Consider the following 16,535-nt stretch of genomic DNA (forward strand, 5'->3'; position numbering starts at 1 on the left):
GCATCACCTGGTTGACGGACGGAATACGGCTGTGCAGAATCGGCCGAGTTGGTCCGCCGGGGGGTGGAGGTATGGCATGCGCACGAAGATCGATATCCACTTCGCAGTCGACATTCCTCGGGCGCAGGTCTTCGAGGCTCTGGCGGCTATCGACATGCTCCCCGAATGGTCGATGTACCGGGACGCGCGCATAGCGACCCGCGACGAGAACGGCAGACCGCGCCGGGTCTACGTCACCGCCGATGTGCTCGGCAGCTCCGATATCCAGGTGCTCGAATACGAGTGGACCGCCGATCGCGTCACCTGGAACGTGGTCGACAGTTCGCGCGGCATCGGCGGCGGCATCTGGTTCGACGTCGCCGACGGACCCGCCGAGACCAAGGTCCGCTACCACGCCGAGATCCACTCGCGCATTCCGCTGCCCGGCCTGGTCATGAAACGCACCATGCAGCGCTACCACGAGGCCATGGTGCAGAACTTCATCGAATTCGCCGAATCCTACGCCGAACCGCGGGACTATCGGGCGCTCTGACTTCGGCGCGAACGCGCCGACCGCACGAGCGCGCGGGATGCGACGATATGCCCATGATCGGTAGCAAGCGGCCCCGGTTCACACAGCAGGCCGAGGGCGGCTCGGTGACCCAGCTCGAACTGTTCTTCGACCTCGTGCTGGTCTTCGCGTTCACGATGGTGACCGATCTGGCCGCCGAGGAGACCACAGCCGAGAACATGCTGCGCGCCGTGCTGGTGCTGGCGGTCATGTGGTGGGTCTGGATCGCGTACTCGTGGCTGGGCAATGTGGTCAAGGCCGACGAGGGCATCACCCGGGTGGCGATGTTCGCGGCCATGGGCGGCGGTCTCATCGCCGCGCTCACCATTCCCGAGGCGTTCCACGATCTGCCCGGCGGCTGGTTCGGCCCGCTCGTGTTCGCGATCGCCTATATGGTGACCCGCCTGATCCACCTGTGGATGTTCTACCTCGCCAGCGCCGAGGACCGGCAGTTGCGCGGTCAGGTCACCAGATGGGCGCTCGGCTCGATCACCATCGGCACCACACTGCTGGTAATCGCCGCCACGACCTCCGGTCTCACCCAGATCGCGCTGTGGGTGGCCGCCATCGCGGGCGACATGCTGTGGACCCTGCTCGCCGGCGAGGACTGGCGGGTGAACTCCGCGACCCATTTCGCCGAGCGCTACGGGCTCATCATCATCGTGGCGCTCGGCGAATCCATCGTCTCCATCGGCATCGGCGTCGCGGGCCTGCCCATTTCCTGGCCGATCGCGGTCGGTTCGCTACTGGGTCTCACGGTCGCGGGACTGCTGTGGTGGGCCTATTTCGACGTGGCCGCGCTCGCGGTGGAACACGAACTGAGGACGGCCACCGGGCAACGCCAGATAAAGATCGCCCGCACCAGCTACACCTACTGGCACTTCCCGATGATCGTCGGCATCATCGGCCTGTCGCTGGGACTGAAGAAGGTGCTCTACTACGTCGGCGACGCCTCGCACCACACGCTGTCCGACCCGCTCTACGGCATTCCGCTGTTCGCACTCTACGGCGGCGTCGTGCTCTACCTGATCGCCCTGGTCGGCTTCAAACACTATGCGACGCGCGAGATCTCGTGGCAGCGGGTGATCACCGCCGCCGCGCTGATCGCACTGGCCCCGCCGGCCTGCGCGTTGCCCGCGCTCGCCGCGCTCACCCTGCTGTGCGCGGTGCTGGCGGCGCTGATCCTGTGGGAGGTCACCAGGTACGCGCGCCCGCGCGACGAGATCCGCCACCCGGTAGCCGAGCACTGATCAGGGCGCCGCGGGCGGCCGTCGAGTCAGGTGAGCGACGCGGCGTTCACGCGGAGTGTGCCCGTACTCCGACGGCTCCACCTCGACTCCGTCCCGCACCGCCGCCCGGATCTGGTCCACGTTCTCGCGGATCATGTCCGAGACCAGTTCGTCGGTGCGCGGATCGGCGAGCACCTGGAAGACGATGCGGAAGGTGGTGTCGGCGACCAGGCGCATGATCTCGTCGTGGAACGGGAGATAGCGGACCTTGCCCGCCTGCGGGTCCTTCTTGATCAACTCGACGATCATCTCGTCCATCTCCGCGCGGTTCTCCTCCAGCGCGGCGGCGATATTGCGAGTGTAGTGACCGGTGCGCAGCACCCGGCCGACCTCGTCGAGCACCGCGATCGTCATCGGACGTTTGATGACGTCGACGATCGTCTTGACGAACCGGTTCACCACCGCCGCGGTGACCCGTTCGCCGAGGGCGCGGTCGGCGACGCGGCCGAGTCGCACGGCGATCACCACGATGCGCAGCAGCCGTAATCCTCGGAAGAACGGGCTGGTCACCGGGACCATACCGAGCACTTCGTACCAGTAGACGAACGGGAAGGTCCACGGCCAGCCTGCCCGGCGCCAACGCCACAGGAATTCGACGGCGAAGATCGCGCAGATCGACCAGTCGACGATGACCACGGCCCGGTAGAGGTGGTGCGACACCGGGAAGAAACTGACCCAGACGACCAGCACGACCGAGATCACGGCCAGGACGAGCATGACCAGATCGGTCCACAACGCGGGCGGCTTCGGCGGCAGCCCCGGATGCGCCGCCTCGCCGCGCGCGGGCGCGGTAGCTGTTGCCACAGGTGAATCCCTTCGACGCCGACCGGTCTCGCCGAGAGTAGCCCGCCGATCCGGCGCCGAGGGCAGACCTTCAGCGGCCGGTGCGGATGATGTTCTCGATATTGCGTTCGGCCAGTGCGGTGATGGTGAGCGTGGGATTGACCGTGCCCGTGCTGCCCGGCACCGCCGCGCCGTCCATGACGTACAGGCCCGGATGCCCGTGCACCCGTCCGTAACCGTCGGTGGCCTTACCCAGAACCGCCCCGCCCAGGGGATGGGCGGTGAACAGCGCGTTGGCGTCATAGCCGAGCGCGCCGTACTCGAACAGCGCGCCCGCTTGCTCGGCGATGCGATGATCGACCGCACGGGCCGCGGCGGTCGTCTCGTCGCGGTTGCGCGTGGACCAGGTCAGTCCGACCCCGCCGGTGGCGCGGTCGTAGCCGAAACGGGTGCGGGTGGGATCGAGCACCATGCCGAGCGAGGCCAGGGCGCCGGTCTCGAACGGTATGCCGGGGATGTACCAGTTCTCCAGCGTGACCGGCACCGTGCGCTCGTCGAAGACGCGGCTCGCGCTCGGCACGCCCTGCCCGAATCCGGCGACCGCGCTGGCGCCGCGCGCGAGCACCACGTCACCGTTGGTGCCCCAGCCGTCGCCGATGTGCTCGTTGAGATTCGGCAGCGTTCCGGTGGCCTGGGCGCGCACCAGCAATTCGGAGGTGCCGATTGATCCGGCCCCGAGGAAAAGCCGGTCACAGGTCAGGGTGCGGGTGCCGAGCTGGTCGCCGGTCGGCGCGAGTTTGGTCACCGTGACGACGAAACGGCCGCCGGATTCCTGAGCGATGCTGTCGACGCGGTGGCCCGGGAAGATCGCCGACTTCCCGGTATCGCGAGCGTATTTCAGATAGTTCTGGTTCAGGTCGAACTTCGCGCCGTTGGAATTGCCGAGGTTGCTGCGCGCCACGGTGGCCGAGGGACGGCTCGCGCCCGCGAGTTCGGCGCGCAGGATATTCCAGTCGAAGATCGAATCATTGGGCAGCGGTTGGTATCCCGCCTTGCGTACCTGATCGTCCCAGGCCCGGGAATGAGTGAACGGCGCGGATCGGTACAGATCGTCCGGGATGGAATCCAGCCGCAGCATCTGCCGGACGCGGGGATAGTAGACGCTGTTCAATTCGCCGTAATCGACCACGCCGCCGAAGATCTGGTCGAAGAAGCGCCGCTCGGGCGCGACCATCGCGCCGGTGAAGATCACCGAACCGCCGCCCACCGCCGCGGCCCGCCACACGTCGATACCAGGGTAGGATGTGCAGTCCAGCACGCCGCCGAAACTGGCGAACTGCATGGGCACCTTGGTGACGCCGGTGAAATCCGTACGATGCCAGAAACCGCGGCCGTCGGGCAGGTCGTCGCCGGTGAATATCTCCCGCCACGGATCGTTGGGCCACAGCGAACCACGCTCGAGCACGGTGCTGACCACGCCCGCCTCGGCCAAGCGCAGCGCCGTGACCGCCGCGCCGAATCCTGAGCCGACGATGATCGCGGGCGTGTGCTCGGGCGGATCGGGCAGCGGCGCAAAGATTTCCGGCACCCAAGCGCGGAAGAGGCTGTACCAGATCGGATCCGCCGCGGCGGGCCGCGCGCCGATCGACATGCCGGCCGCACCCGCGGCTCCTACCAACGCCGTCGCCGCGGCCGCCCGAAAAAAGGCGCGTCTGTCCACCGGCCACCTCCCTCATCACGCATGGCCGAGCGCAGACTACCCGACCGAGGCTCAGGAGGTGAAGGGCTGTACGTCGGCGGCGCAGGTGGCGCCCGGGGCGGGTAACCGGAGGTCGACCAGATAGCGTTCGCGCAGGTTGACGGTGCATTCGTTCGCCGTATCGTGGCCGTAGCCGTCGGAGACGACGACCAGTCGGGCGTTCACCAGTTCCTGCTGGGCGCGCTGGGCGGAGGTCAGCGGGGTCACCGGGTCGAAGCGGTTTGCGAACAGCAGCGCGGGCTTGTCCGCACCGAGGGTCCACGGACCGGTATAGCGCTGCTGATAGCCACCGGCCGGTATCGGCCACGAAGCGCACGGCAGCCGAAGATAGAGCAAGTACGATCCGAAAGTTGGTGCGGCAGAATCTATTTCGCTAGCCATACCCGGCCAGGCGCCCGGCTGATCGGGCAGTGTGTGATCGGCGCAGGAGATCGCGGTGAAGGAATCGCGGGCGGCGAGGTCCGGGGCGAGGCGTGCCAGGATCGGACGCACCGCCGCGGCATCACCGTCGGCGCCGCGGTCGAGTTCGGCGAGTATCCGGGCCAGATCGGACCAGCCGTCCGCGGCGTCGGACAACAACCCGACGTGCGCCCGCACGAGTTCGGCATAGCTCACCGCGACCGCTCGCTCCCCCGTGCCGACCGTGATCGGCCCACCGCGCAGGCGCTCGAGCAGAGCGGTGTGGCGGGCACGCGGGTCACTCGGTGCGTGGGCGACGGTCGCGCGGGCGAAATCGGCGCCGCGCGGCGGGTCCGCGAACGCGCATCCCGATCCGCCCGCGGCGGCGCACAGCCGGAAGAATTCGCCGAGCACCTCCTCGCTGCCGAGCGCGGTATCGGCGAGGGCGACCCGCGTATCGCGGGTATAGGGCTCGGGATCGACCGGCGACCCGAGTTGCAGCGCGCGCACTCGGTCGCTGAACAGCGCGCCGTAGACGACGCCGACGTAGCTCGCGTAGTCGTCGCCCTGGAAGGTCAGCCGCGATTCGCCGACCGCCCGGCGCAGCAGATCCAGGTCGCGAGCCGCGTCCACGGTGGTCAGATGGGGCAGCAGCACACCGCTGTCGGCCGCGCAGCCGCGAGCCGTCATTTGCCCAGCGCGCTCGGCCTCCTCCTGCTGGTCGACCGTCACCGGCACGAGCGCGGCCGTCGAACCCGAACGCTGCCGTTCGTCGGCGTCGACGAAACAGCGCACCGGCGCGCTGCGGCCGACACCGCGCTGGTCGAAGGTCACCACATCGAAGCGGCGACTCAGCTCCCCCGCGAACAGCGGACCCTCGGCGGCCATCGCGAATCCGGAGCGACCGGGTCCGCCCGCGGCCGTGAACAGGGTGCCGAGACGACGATCAGGATCGCCGGCGGGCTGGCGCAGCACCGCGAGGTCGATGGTCTCGCCGTCGGGTCGGGAGTAATCCAGCGGCACACGGGCCGTCGCGCATTCGTAGCGGGCGAGTCCCGGTCCGGCGCACGCCGTCCACTCCAGATTCGGCGTGGCCACCGCGTCCGCCTGCTCGACCAGTGCGGCGACCGCCGATTCGTGCGCGGTCGTCCGACCGCATCCGCTCGCCGCGGGCAGGACGACCAGCACGGCCGCCGCGACGGCACAACTCCATCTACGCACGGACATCATCGTCCGGTGTGACCCCCGTCGCGGTCGTCATCCTCGATGCGGACATCCACCCCGATTTTCGCGGGCTCACGAGGTGAGCAATCGGATCACCGCGATGACGCCGACCACGACGATGACCGCGCGCAACGCCGTTGGCGGCAGTCTGCGGCCCACCGTCGCCCCGAGCTGCCCGCCGATGATCGCACCGACCGCGATCAGCGCGACCACCGGCCAGTCCACCTCGGCCACCGCGATGAATATCGCCGCCGACACCCCGTTGACCAGCAGCGCGAGCACATTCTTCACCGCGTTGAGGCGCTGGAGATCCTCGTGCACGAAGACGCCGAGCAGCCCGAGCAGCAGCACGCCCTGCGCCGCGCCGAAGTAGCCGCCGTAGACACCCGCCGCGAAGACCGTCACCAGCAGGATCGGGCCGCCGTGCGCCGGTGCGGGAGCGCCGTCGCCCTCGCGGCGCCGCTTGACCCAGCGGGCCAGCCGCGGCTGCACCACCACCAGGACAAGGGCGAGGATGATCAGGACCGGCACGATGGTCTTGAACGCCTCCGCGGGCAGCACCAGCAGCAGCACCGCGCCCGTGGTGCCACCGAGCAGCGATGCCGAGCCGAGCCGCACCAGCCGCGCGCGCTGACCGGCCAGTTCACGGCGATAGCCGATCGCGCCGCTGATCGAACCGGGAACCAGGCCGATCGTATTGGACACATTCGCGGTCACCGGCGACAGTCCGAAGGCGAGCAGCACCGGAAAGGTGATGAGCGTGCCCGAGCCCACCACGGTGTTGATGCCGCCCGCCGCGATACCCGCGCCGAAGACGGCCAGCATTTCCAGCCAGGTCATAGCGATCGTCCCTCCGCCGTCAGACGCTAACGCCCGTCATCGGACGACCCACCGACGGGACCACCATTGGAGCCCGCATCGCGGCGCGGTAAACTGGCCGACATCATGCAGCGGGTGCTCCTCCTCAGCCGCCGCGGCGGGGTCTGATACGGACCGGCTCCCGTCGCGGGGTATTGCCGCGCCGGTCGACCCACTATCGGGATCCCACCCAAACCCTGGAGAATCGCATGTCCCCCGCTGACGTTTTCGTATCCGGCTCGCGCAACATATCCGCACCCGCGAAACCCGCTCCGGCGGACCAGCCGGCCTGGAACACCCAGAAGAACTCCTCGATGCCGACCTTCCGGTACCGGCCATACGCCGAGGAGGTCGAACCCGTCACCCTGCCCGACCGCGTCTGGCCCGACCGCGTCATCGACCGCGCGCCCGGCTGGTGCGCCGTTGACCTGCGCGACGGCAACCAGGCGCTGATCGACCCGATGAGCCCGGCCCGCAAGCGCCGCATGTTCGACCTGCTGGTGCGCATGGGATACAAGGAGATCGAGGTCGGTTTCCCCTCGGCCAGCCAGACCGATTACGACTTCGTCCGCGAGATCATCGAGGACGGCGCGATCCCCGCCGACGTCACCATCCAGGTGCTGACCCAGTGCCGCCCCGAACTGATCGAGCGCACCTTCGAGGCGTGCGCGGGCGCGGGCGCTGTGATCGTGCACTTCTACAATTCAACCTCGATCCTGCAACGCAGAGTGGTGTTCCGCGCCGACCGCGCCGCGGTGAAGAAGATCGCCACCGACGCCGCGGCCCTGTGCCTGGAGATCGAGAAGCGCTACCCCGACACGAATTGGCGCTACGAGTACAGCCCCGAGTCCTACACCGGCACCGAACTGGACTACGCCAAGGACGTCTGCGACGCGGTCACCGCGATCATCGCGCCAACCCCCGACAAGCCGATGATCATCAACCTGCCCGCCACCGTCGAGATGGCGACGCCCAATGTCTACGCCGACTCCATCGAGTGGATGAGCCGCAATCTGGAGCGCCGCGACTCCATCGTGCTGTCGCTGCACCCGCACAACGATCGCGGCACCGCCGTGGCCGCCGCCGAACTGGGCTACCAGGCGGGCGCCGACCGCATCGAGGGCTGCCTGTTCGGCAATGGTGAACGTACGGGCAACGTCTGCCTGGTCACCCTGGGCATGAACCTGTTCTCCCGCGGCATCGACCCGCAGATCAACTTCTCCGATATCGACGAGATCCGCCGCACGGTCGAATACTGCAATCAGCTGCCGGTGCACGAACGCCACCCCTACGGCGGCGACCTGGTCTACACCGCGTTCTCCGGCTCGCATCAGGACGCCATCAACAAGGGGCTCGACGCGATGAAGGCCGCCGCCGACGCGGCCGACTCCGATGTCGACGACATCGTGTGGGAGGTGCCCTACCTGCCCATCGACCCCAAGGACGTGGGCCGCACCTACGAGGCCGTCATCCGGGTCAACTCGCAGTCCGGCAAGGGCGGCGTCGCCTACATCATGAAGACCGATCACGGCTTGGCCCTGCCGCGCCGGTTGCAGATCGAGTTCTCGCAGTCGATCCAGAAGATCACCGACGGCGAAGGCGGCGAGGTCACACCCAAGGAGATGTGGGACGTCTTCCACGAGGAGTACCTGTCGCCCATTCGGCCACTGGAGCGCATACGGCAGAAGGTCACCGCCTCCGAGACCGACGGCGGCGTCGATTCCATCACCGCCGTGGTCAAGGTCGACGGAGTCGAGCAGGAGATCACCGGGTCGGGTAACGGACCGCTGGCCGCGTTCGTCGACGCGATCGCCGCCGTGGGATATGACGTGCGGGTATTGGACTACTCCGAGCACGCGATGTCGGCAGGCGACGACGCCCAAGCCGCCGCCTACGTCGAGTGCGCCATCGGAGACGCGGTGGTCTGGGGCGTAGGCATAGCCACCTCCATAACCACCGCAAGCCTGCGAGCAGTCGTCTCCGCCGTGAACCGAGCCGCCGCGGTGAAGTAGGCACACCCCCAGCGAAATACGCCCCGCCTGCCCCGCGCCACCAAAGCGCGGGGAAGGCCCCCGCACCTGACCCGCACCCACACCCGCACCCTGACCTGCACCTGCACCGCACCTTCACCCGCACCCGCACCGCACCGCACCCGCACCTCACCCGCACCCGCACCAAGCAGGTAGCGCCCCACCCCTGCGGCACCCCCGAACAGGCGCCCTACCCACCCACCCAACAACCCCGGAGCGAGCCCGACGAGCGACCGGTTCGCGGCCGTCTCGCGTCCGAGCGGTCGAGACGATGCGACGAAGGAGCAAGTCTCGACCGCTCGGACGCGAGACACCAAGGGCCGCGAACCCGCGCCGCCGAAGGCGGCGCCATAGACACAGTGCTAGCGTGGGATCCGCATGCAAGCGCCGAGCTCTCTGCTCGATCCCGAGCAGATGGGGGAACTGTGACAAACAACGACCACAACCCGACTTCGCCGCCATGGCTGCAAGGTCATTCCGTGGATACGGCCGACGTCACCGCCGACTCCGCGAGCGCATCGGCGAGTAAGGACGAAACGGTCGAGAAATCCGTGGAGCAGGCGGATTTCGCCGTCCCGGAGGCGCACCAGACCGAGTCGGGAGCTCAGCCGGAACCGCCGTACGCCGGATATGCCGCCGCGCCTGGGGATTCGGGCCCGTATCCCCAGGTCGGGCCGCAGAACTACGGTCCCGCCGAGGGTTTCGCGCCGCCGCAGTACAACACCGGTCAGTTCCCTCCGCCGTATCAGGGCGCTCCCTATCAGCCCGGTATGGAACCGCAAGCGGGCCAGCCCGAATCGCAGTCGCCCTATGCCGAGCACCAGCCGGGCGGCGATCCGCAGAGCGGCCCCATCTACAGCTGGGCCCCGCCGCCGCCACCGCAGCTGCCGCCCTCGCCGCCGCAGCAACCCATGTATCCGCCGCAGGCCGGACCCGCGCCGACCGGGCCGGGTCAGGGTTGGCAGGGCGGGCCGGGCGGGCCGCAGCCGCAGCTTCCGTTCCAGCCGCAACATGTTTCGCAGCCGGGACAGTCGGGGCATTCGGTCAACGATCTGAATCTGCTGCGCAGGGCCCGGCGCGCACCTCGCAGCGGCTGGCGGCGCGCGGTGCACAAGGTGTCCGGCGGCATGATCAATCCGGGCGAATCCGCGGCCGATATCGTCTACCGCGACCTCGTCGACCGGGTGAACCAGCCGGTCCGCGGTGATTACCGGATCGCGATCCTCTCGCTCAAGGGCGGTGTCGGCAAGACCACCACCACCGTCGGACTCGGGTCGACCTTCGCCTCGTTGCGCGGTGACCGGGTCATCGCCATCGACGCCAACCCCGATCTCGGCACCCTGGCCCATCGGGTGCCGCGCCAGACCCGGTCCACCGTGCGCAATCTGCTCGAGGACCAGCAGATCTCGCGCTACTCCGACGTCCGGGCGCACACCTCGCAGGCTCCGAGCCGACTGGAAGTGCTTGCCTCCGAACAGGATCCGGCGGTCTCCGAGGCGTTCAGCGAGGCCGACTACCGCAAGGCCATCGGCATACTCCAAGCCTTCTACAACATCATCCTCACCGACTGCGGTACCGGACTGATGCATTCGGCCATGTCGGGTGTACTCGATATGGCGAGTTCGCTGGTGCTGGTCACCTCGCCCGCGATCGACGGCGCGCGCAGCGCCTCGGCGACGCTGGACTGGCTCGACCACCACGGCTACAGCAAACTCGTGGAACGCACGGTCGTCGTCGTCAACGCCTCGCGACGCGGCGCGTCCACGGTCGATCTCGACCAGCTGCGCAAGCTGTTCCTCGACCGCACGCGCGCGGTGCAGGTGGTCCCATTCGACGATCATCTGGCCGAGGGCGCGGAAATCGATTTGGAGCTGGTCAGCAAGGCCACGCAACGGGCGCTGCTCGAACTCGCGGCCATGGTCGCGGACGATTTCGGCTACGTCGCCGCACAGCAGTACCGCCATCCGGGTCCGCCCGGCGTGTACTGAATCGCGGCCCGACCGGCGGAACTTCGGCGAACTCGCTCCGTCCCCGCGGATCGCCGGTTACCCTCGGACGCCGTACCTTCGGCTGCCCGCATTCGCGCCCGGCGACCGGGTGCCCGGGGCGGATCGGCGTGTCCCGCAACAGCGCTTTAGAGTGGTGCGGCGTTGAAGACGGATCGGCGAAGACCGAGCGGCAGAGGCTAGGCGGCAAAGAAACGCATGGCAGAACAGCGATGGGCCGTTTCGCGGAGATCGATGATTCGCGGCACGGTGGCGATGGGGGTTGCGGCGGCGGGCGCGCAGTCGGCAGGCGCCGTGTGCCCGGTCACGGCGCGCGCCGAACCCCAGGGTCCGCGGGTGGCGGTGCTCGGCGGCGGCGTCGCGGGCCTGACCGCGGCACACGAACTGGCCGAACGCGGCTTCCGGGTGACGGTGTACGAGCGCCGCGCGCTCGGCGGCAAGGCGCGCAGCATTCCGGTGCCGGGTACGGGTGTCGAAGGACGGCCGGATCTGCCCGGCGAGCACGGGTTCCGCTTCTTCCCCGGCTTCTACCAGCACATTCCTGACACCATGCGGCGAATTCCGTTCGGGGACAATCCCGAGGGTGTGCGGAGCAATCTGATCTCGGTTTCCGAGGCCCGATTCGCCCGCCGCGACGGTGACGATTTCCGGCTGCTGCCGTTGAGTCCGCGCGCCGCCACCGCGGCCACGCCGGACGCGTTCCGCGAGACGGTCGGCGCGACGATCTCCTCCGCACTGAACCTGCCCGCTCCCGAGGGGCTGTACTTCGCCAATCGGCTGCTGGTGTTCAACTCCAGTTGCGATGCCCGCAGGCTCGGTCAGTGGGAGCAGATGCCCTGGCGCGATTTCGTCGGCAGTCGCGATCGTTCGCACGAGTTCCGCGCATTGCTCTCGCGCACCCTGACCAGTCTGCTGGTCGCCGCCAAGGACGAGATCGCGAGCGTGCGCACCATCGGCACCATGGGCGAGCAGTTCCTCGGCAATCCGTTCCAGGTCGGCAACGACGGGCCGCTGGACCGGGTGCTGAACGGCCCGACCAATACCGTCTGGATCGAGCCGTGGACGCAGCGGCTGCGCGCGCTCGGCGTCGAATTCGTGCTCGGCGCGGAGGTCCGCGGACTGGAGATGCGCGACCGGCGGGTGTCCGGTGCCAGGATCGTCGGGCCGTCCGGCGCGGAGACCGTGACCGCTGACCATTTCGTGGTGGCGCTGCCCGCCGAACAGGCGCGGACCCTGTGGTCGCGGGACGTGCTCGCGGTGCGGCCGGAACTGGCCGCGATGGACCGGCTCTTCGTCGACTGGATGACCGGCATCCAGTTCTACCTGCGCCGCCCCGCGGAGATCTCCCGCGGTCACACCGCCTATATCGACTCGCCCTGGTCGCTCACCTCGATCAGCCAGAACCAGCTCTGGACCCGCAAACTCGCCGAGTACGGCGACGGCACGGTCCAGGACTGCCTGTCGGTCGACATCTCCGACTGGAACACCCCCGGCGTGCTGTACGGCAAGACGGCCAAGGAGTGCACCCACGAGGAGATCGCCCGCGAGGTGTGGGCCCAGATGCGTCAGCACCTCGACGACGTGGACGCCACCCTGCGCGATGCGGACCTGCACTCGTGGTTCCTCGACCCCGGCGTGACCTGGCAGCCCGACCAGCGCCGCAACGCCAACGCCGACCCGCTGCTCATCAACACCATCGGCTCGTGGGACTGCCGACCGGAGACGCACGGCGCCATCGAGAACCTCTTCCTGGCCGGCGACTACATCCGCACCAATGTGGATCTCGCCACAATGGAGGGCGCCAACGAGTCCGCCCGCGCCGCCGTGAACGCCCTGCTCGACACGGTCGGATCGAACGCCCCCCGCTGCCGCGTGTTCCATATGTATCGCGCGGTGGAACTGGACCCGCTGCGCCGCATGGACGAGGACCGCTACGCCGCGGGCCAACCCAACATGTTCGACCTGCCCGCCTGAGGGACCGCCCCGAGGCGACGAACCCGCAGCGCGACGCGCAAGCCGTCCAGGGCCACCGAGCCGCGAACCCGCCGTGCCGCGGGCACGCCAGGAGGTACACCCATAGACTCAGCTCGTGAAGATTTCGGTGCGCGGGCGGATCGCCCTGCGAGCTGCGGCGTTGGCGTCGTGGGCCTCGCAGCGGGCGGGACGCGGTAAGGGTTCGATGATCGGCGGATTGATCGCCTTGAAGATCGATCCGACGATCATGGATCAGCTCGGCCGCGGCCGCCGCACCGTGCTGGTGACCGGCACCAATGGCAAGTCCACCACCACCCGGATGACCACGGCCGCGCTCGCCACTCTCGGCGAGGTCGCCACGCAGGCCGACGGCGCGAATATGGACGCGGGCATCGTGGCCGCGCTCAGCGCGCATCCGGGGGTGGCGCTGGCGGCCATCGAGGTGGACGAACTGCATCTGCCGCATGTCACCGACTCGCTCGAACCGGCCGCGGTGGTGCTGTTGAACCTGAGCCGTGATCAGCTCGACCGGGTCGGCGAGATCAATATGATCGAGCGCAAGCTGCGCGCCGGCCTGGCCCGCCACCCGGACACGATCGTGGTCGCCAACTGCGACGACGTCCTGATCACCTCCATCGCCTACGACCACCCGAATGTGGTGTGGGTGTCGGCGGGCAGCGGCTGGGCGATGGACGCGACGAGTTGCCCGCGCAGCGGCGAGCCCATCCTGTGGGAAGGTTCGCACTGGCACAGCACCGGCACGGATTTCCAACGGCCGGAACCGGATTGGTGGCTCGACGACGACAAGTTGTGCGGCGCGGACGGTGTCCGGTTGCCGCTCACCCTCGCGCTGCCGGGTCGGGCCAATCGCGGCAATGCCGCGCAGGCGGTGGCGGCGGCGGTGGCGTTGGGCGCGGATCCGGCGCGGGCCGTGGCGGCCGCGGGTACGGTGCGCGAGATCGCGGGCCGGTATCGCACGGTTCAGGTGGGTGAACATTCGGCCCGGCTGCTGCTGGCGAAGAATCCGGCGGGCTGGCAGGAGGCGCTGTCGATGATCGATCCGAGTTCGGCGGGGTTGGTGATCGCGGTGAACGGGCAGGTGCCCGACGGTGAGGATCTGTCGTGGCTGTGGGATGTGCGGTTCGAACATTTCGAGGGCGTGCAGGTGGTGGCCTCGGGCGAGCGCGCCACCGACCTGGCGGTGCGCCTGACCTACGCGGGCGTCGAGCACACGACGGTGCCGGACCCGGTGCGCGCCATCGCGTCCTGTCCGCCGGGCCATGTGGAAGTGCTGGCCAACTACACCGCGTTCCGTGATCTCAATCGCAACCTCGAGGCGAAGCAATGAGCGAATCCACCGTGCGCATCGGACTGGTGCTGCCGGATGTGATGGGTACCTACGGCGACGGCGGCAATGCCTTGGTCCTGCGTCAGCGGGCCCGTATGCGCGGCTACGACGCCGAGATCGTGGAGATCACGCTGCCCGATCCGGTCCCGGAGTCCCTTGACGTCTACACCCTCGGCGGCGCCGAGGATTCCGCGCAGCGCTTGGCGACCCGCCATCTGCAGAGGTTCCCCGGTTTGCAGCGCGCCGCGGCGAACGGCGCACCGGTGTTGGCGATCTGCGCCGCCATCCAGGTGCTCGGACACTGGTACGAGACGTCGACCGGTGAACGGGTCGACGGCGTCGGCATGATCGATGCCACCACCTCCCCGCAGGCCGTGCGCGCCATCGGCGAGGTCACGACGACGCCGCTGCTCGACGGTCTCACCGCGCCGCTCACCGGCTTCGAGAACCACCGCGGCGGAACCACTCTCGGCCCCGAAGCGACCGGGCTGGCCCGCGTGACCCGCGGCGTGGGCAACGGCGTCGGCGACGGTCTCGAGGGCGTGGTGCAGGGCTCGGTCCTCGGCACGTACATGCACGGCCCCGCGCTCGCCCGCAATCCCGAACTCGCCGACCTGCTGCTCGCCCGCGCTCTCGGGGTGGCCGAACTCCCCCCGCTCGACCTTCCCGAGGTGGACCAACTCCGCCGCGAACGCCTCCGCGCCTGAACGCCTCACACGGCCAGGGTCTCGACCTCGTACTTCTGGCAGAACGGATCACGGGTGACCAAGGTGAGTTGTTCCACGTTACCGCGCTCAGGTACACATCGAGATCGTGGTCGAGACGGTCTTTGATTTCGTCCGAGAGCGTAGGGTCGTCGGTCAGCCACCACAGCACCACATGGGTGTCGAGCAGCAGGCTCATGGCAGTGAGCCGAATTCGTCGGCGATCGCCGCGTTGGTTTCCGCCGAATCCCAGTTCGATGCCAGATCCATCTGCCCCCGCAACGACCCACGACCCATTCGGTCAGCCCGCCGGACCAAAGGAACGACCTTCGCTACCGGATGTCCTGACCTGCTGATCACGATCTCCTCGCCACGCTCGACCCGATCGATGATCCGCGAGAGATTGGTCTTCGCCTCGTGAATGTTGAACTGTTCAGCGGCATCGCCCACGACCGCCCACCTCCTTGGCTAAGGGGTTAGCCCACCTGTGCGATCCCGACCAGGATCAGGTCGGGGTGGTGGCGCAGAGTTCGTGGACCAGCCGCATCTTCTCCAGCACCGGTTCGGGCAGCACGAAGGGATAGAGGTCGGGGTGCCCCATCGAGCGGTTGACCATGTTCAGCGACCAGGACAGGGGCAGCCACAGGTCGATGATCTTGTCGAAACCGGCGCGGCCGAGTTGGGGACGGTCCAGCGTCGCACCCGCGGGGGCGAAGCCGAAGGCGGCGGCGGTGTCGAGGGTGTCGCGGATGTGCAGGTAGTGGGCGAAGGTCTCGGCCCAGTCCTCGGCCGCGTGCATGGTGGCGTAGGAGGAGACGTAGTCCGCCTCCCAGCCCGACGGCGCGCCCTCGGAGTAGTGGCGGTCCAGCGCCGCCTGGTAATCGGCGTCCGCGTCACCGAACAGTTTCGAGAACCGTTGCCGCGCACTATCGTCGGCGACGAGTACGGCGTAGTAGTAGTGGCCGATCTCGTGGCGGAAATGTCCGAGCAGCGTCCGGTACGGTTCGTCCATCGCCGATCGCAGCTGTTCGCGGTGCGGATCGTCGGCCTCGGCCAGATCCAGGGTGATGACACCGTTCTGATGTCCGGTGAGCACCCGGTCGGTGGCGCTGGACAGCAGATCGAAGGCGAGACCGAACCGCGGATTCTCCTCGCGTCCGGTGATCGGCAGACCGAGTTCGGCCAATTCCATGATCAGCCTGCGCTTGGCGGCCTCGGCCTCGGCGAAGGCGTCCAGTCCCGCGGTATCGGAATCATTCGGCCGGGTGCGGGTCAGGCGGCAGGATTCGCACAGCGCCGGTCCGCCGTCGGCGGGCGGGGCGGGCGGGGGCGTCGCCCGGTCCTCGGGGGCGGACACGTCCCGCACCGGATCGGGGGCGCCGTCATTATTCGGGTCGGCGACCTGCACCAGCCAATTGCACCGGGCGACGTGCAGGTTGTCGCACAGCCGGTATCGGCGGCCGTCGACGACACCGCTGAGATGTCCGCTGTCACCGGTCGGTGCGAAATCGGAGATCACCAGCAGGGTGCGCAGGGCGAGACTGAAACCCAATGGGCTGGAACAGGACAGGCAGACCGAATTCTCGAATGCCAATTGCTGTCCGCAATTGG

The 16,535-nt window shown here is 68.5% G+C and carries 13 protein-coding genes; 7 read left to right on the top strand and 6 right to left on the bottom strand.

The window, feature by feature from the left end:
• Positions 1-76: 76 nt before the first annotated feature.
• The gene (locus APZ21_RS32105; RefSeq protein WP_054816842.1) at positions 77-532 is read left to right on the top strand and encodes an SRPBCC family protein; all 456 of its coding nucleotides are present in this window, start codon (positions 77-79) and stop codon (positions 530-532) included.
• A gap of 53 nt (positions 533-585) precedes the next feature.
• Positions 586-1,800, top strand: coding sequence for a low temperature requirement protein A (locus tag APZ21_RS32110; RefSeq protein WP_054816843.1), 1,215 nt, complete (start codon positions 586-588; stop codon positions 1,798-1,800).
• On the opposite strand, the gene APZ21_RS32115 is transcribed toward APZ21_RS32110, so the two are convergent.
• From APZ21_RS32115 to APZ21_RS32130, 4 genes are all read right to left on the bottom strand, one after another.
• Positions 1,801-2,643, bottom strand: coding sequence for a hypothetical protein (locus APZ21_RS32115; protein ID WP_054816844.1), 843 nt, complete (start codon positions 2,641-2,643; stop codon positions 1,801-1,803). It lies immediately after the preceding gene.
• 70 nt (positions 2,644-2,713) lie between these two features.
• Positions 2,714-4,342: a GMC oxidoreductase gene (locus APZ21_RS32120; RefSeq protein ID WP_054816845.1), complete on the bottom strand. Its 1,629-nt coding sequence runs from the start codon at positions 4,340-4,342 to the stop codon at positions 2,714-2,716.
• A gap of 51 nt (positions 4,343-4,393) precedes the next feature.
• A complete protein-coding gene (locus APZ21_RS32125) occupies positions 4,394-6,001 on the bottom strand; it encodes an alpha/beta hydrolase (protein ID WP_054816928.1) in 1,608 nt (535 codons plus the stop codon).
• 75 nt (positions 6,002-6,076) lie between these two features.
• Positions 6,077-6,844 carry a sulfite exporter TauE/SafE family protein gene (locus tag APZ21_RS32130; protein WP_054816846.1) on the bottom strand — a complete coding sequence of 256 codons (768 nt, stop codon included), beginning with the start codon at positions 6,842-6,844 and terminating at the stop codon, positions 6,077-6,079.
• Positions 6,845-7,071: 227 nt separating this feature from the next.
• Here APZ21_RS32130 and leuA point away from each other — a divergent pair, with 227 nt between their 5' ends.
• The 5 genes from leuA (at position 7,072) to APZ21_RS32155 (ending at position 14,927) form a co-directional block, all read left to right on the top strand.
• A complete protein-coding gene (leuA, locus tag APZ21_RS32135) occupies positions 7,072-8,874 on the top strand; it encodes a 2-isopropylmalate synthase (RefSeq protein WP_054816847.1) in 1,803 nt (600 codons plus the stop codon).
• 497 nt (positions 8,875-9,371) lie between these two features.
• A complete protein-coding gene (locus tag APZ21_RS32140) occupies positions 9,372-10,880 on the top strand; it encodes a MinD/ParA family ATP-binding protein (protein ID WP_054816848.1) in 1,509 nt (502 codons plus the stop codon).
• 252 nt (positions 10,881-11,132) lie between these two features.
• Positions 11,133-12,872, top strand: coding sequence for a hydroxysqualene dehydroxylase (locus APZ21_RS32145; RefSeq protein WP_054816849.1), 1,740 nt, complete (start codon positions 11,133-11,135; stop codon positions 12,870-12,872).
• Between the two features lie 115 nt (positions 12,873-12,987).
• On the top strand, positions 12,988-14,220 hold the full coding sequence (locus tag APZ21_RS32150; RefSeq protein ID WP_082393627.1) for a MurT ligase domain-containing protein: 1,233 nt from the start codon (positions 12,988-12,990) through the stop codon (positions 14,218-14,220).
• On the top strand, positions 14,217-14,927 hold the full coding sequence (locus tag APZ21_RS32155) for a type 1 glutamine amidotransferase (protein WP_054816850.1): 711 nt from the start codon (positions 14,217-14,219) through the stop codon (positions 14,925-14,927). Before APZ21_RS32150 ends, APZ21_RS32155 begins: the two co-directional genes overlap by 4 nt.
• Before the next feature lie 192 nt (positions 14,928-15,119).
• Here the strand turns inward: APZ21_RS32155 and APZ21_RS32160 are convergent, their stop codons facing one another.
• A complete protein-coding gene (locus APZ21_RS32160) occupies positions 15,120-15,374 on the bottom strand; it encodes a type II toxin-antitoxin system Phd/YefM family antitoxin (RefSeq protein WP_054816851.1) in 255 nt (84 codons plus the stop codon).
• A 55-nt stretch (positions 15,375-15,429) separates the two neighbouring features.
• On the bottom strand, positions 15,430-16,494 hold the full coding sequence (locus tag APZ21_RS32165; RefSeq protein WP_420845281.1) for a zinc-binding metallopeptidase family protein: 1,065 nt from the start codon (positions 16,492-16,494) through the stop codon (positions 15,430-15,432).
• Between the last annotated feature and the right edge of the window lie 41 nt (positions 16,495-16,535).

Source organism: Nocardia arizonensis, from assembly GCF_001310275.1.
Taxonomy (GTDB): Bacteria; Actinomycetota; Actinomycetes; order Mycobacteriales; family Mycobacteriaceae; genus Nocardia; species Nocardia arizonensis.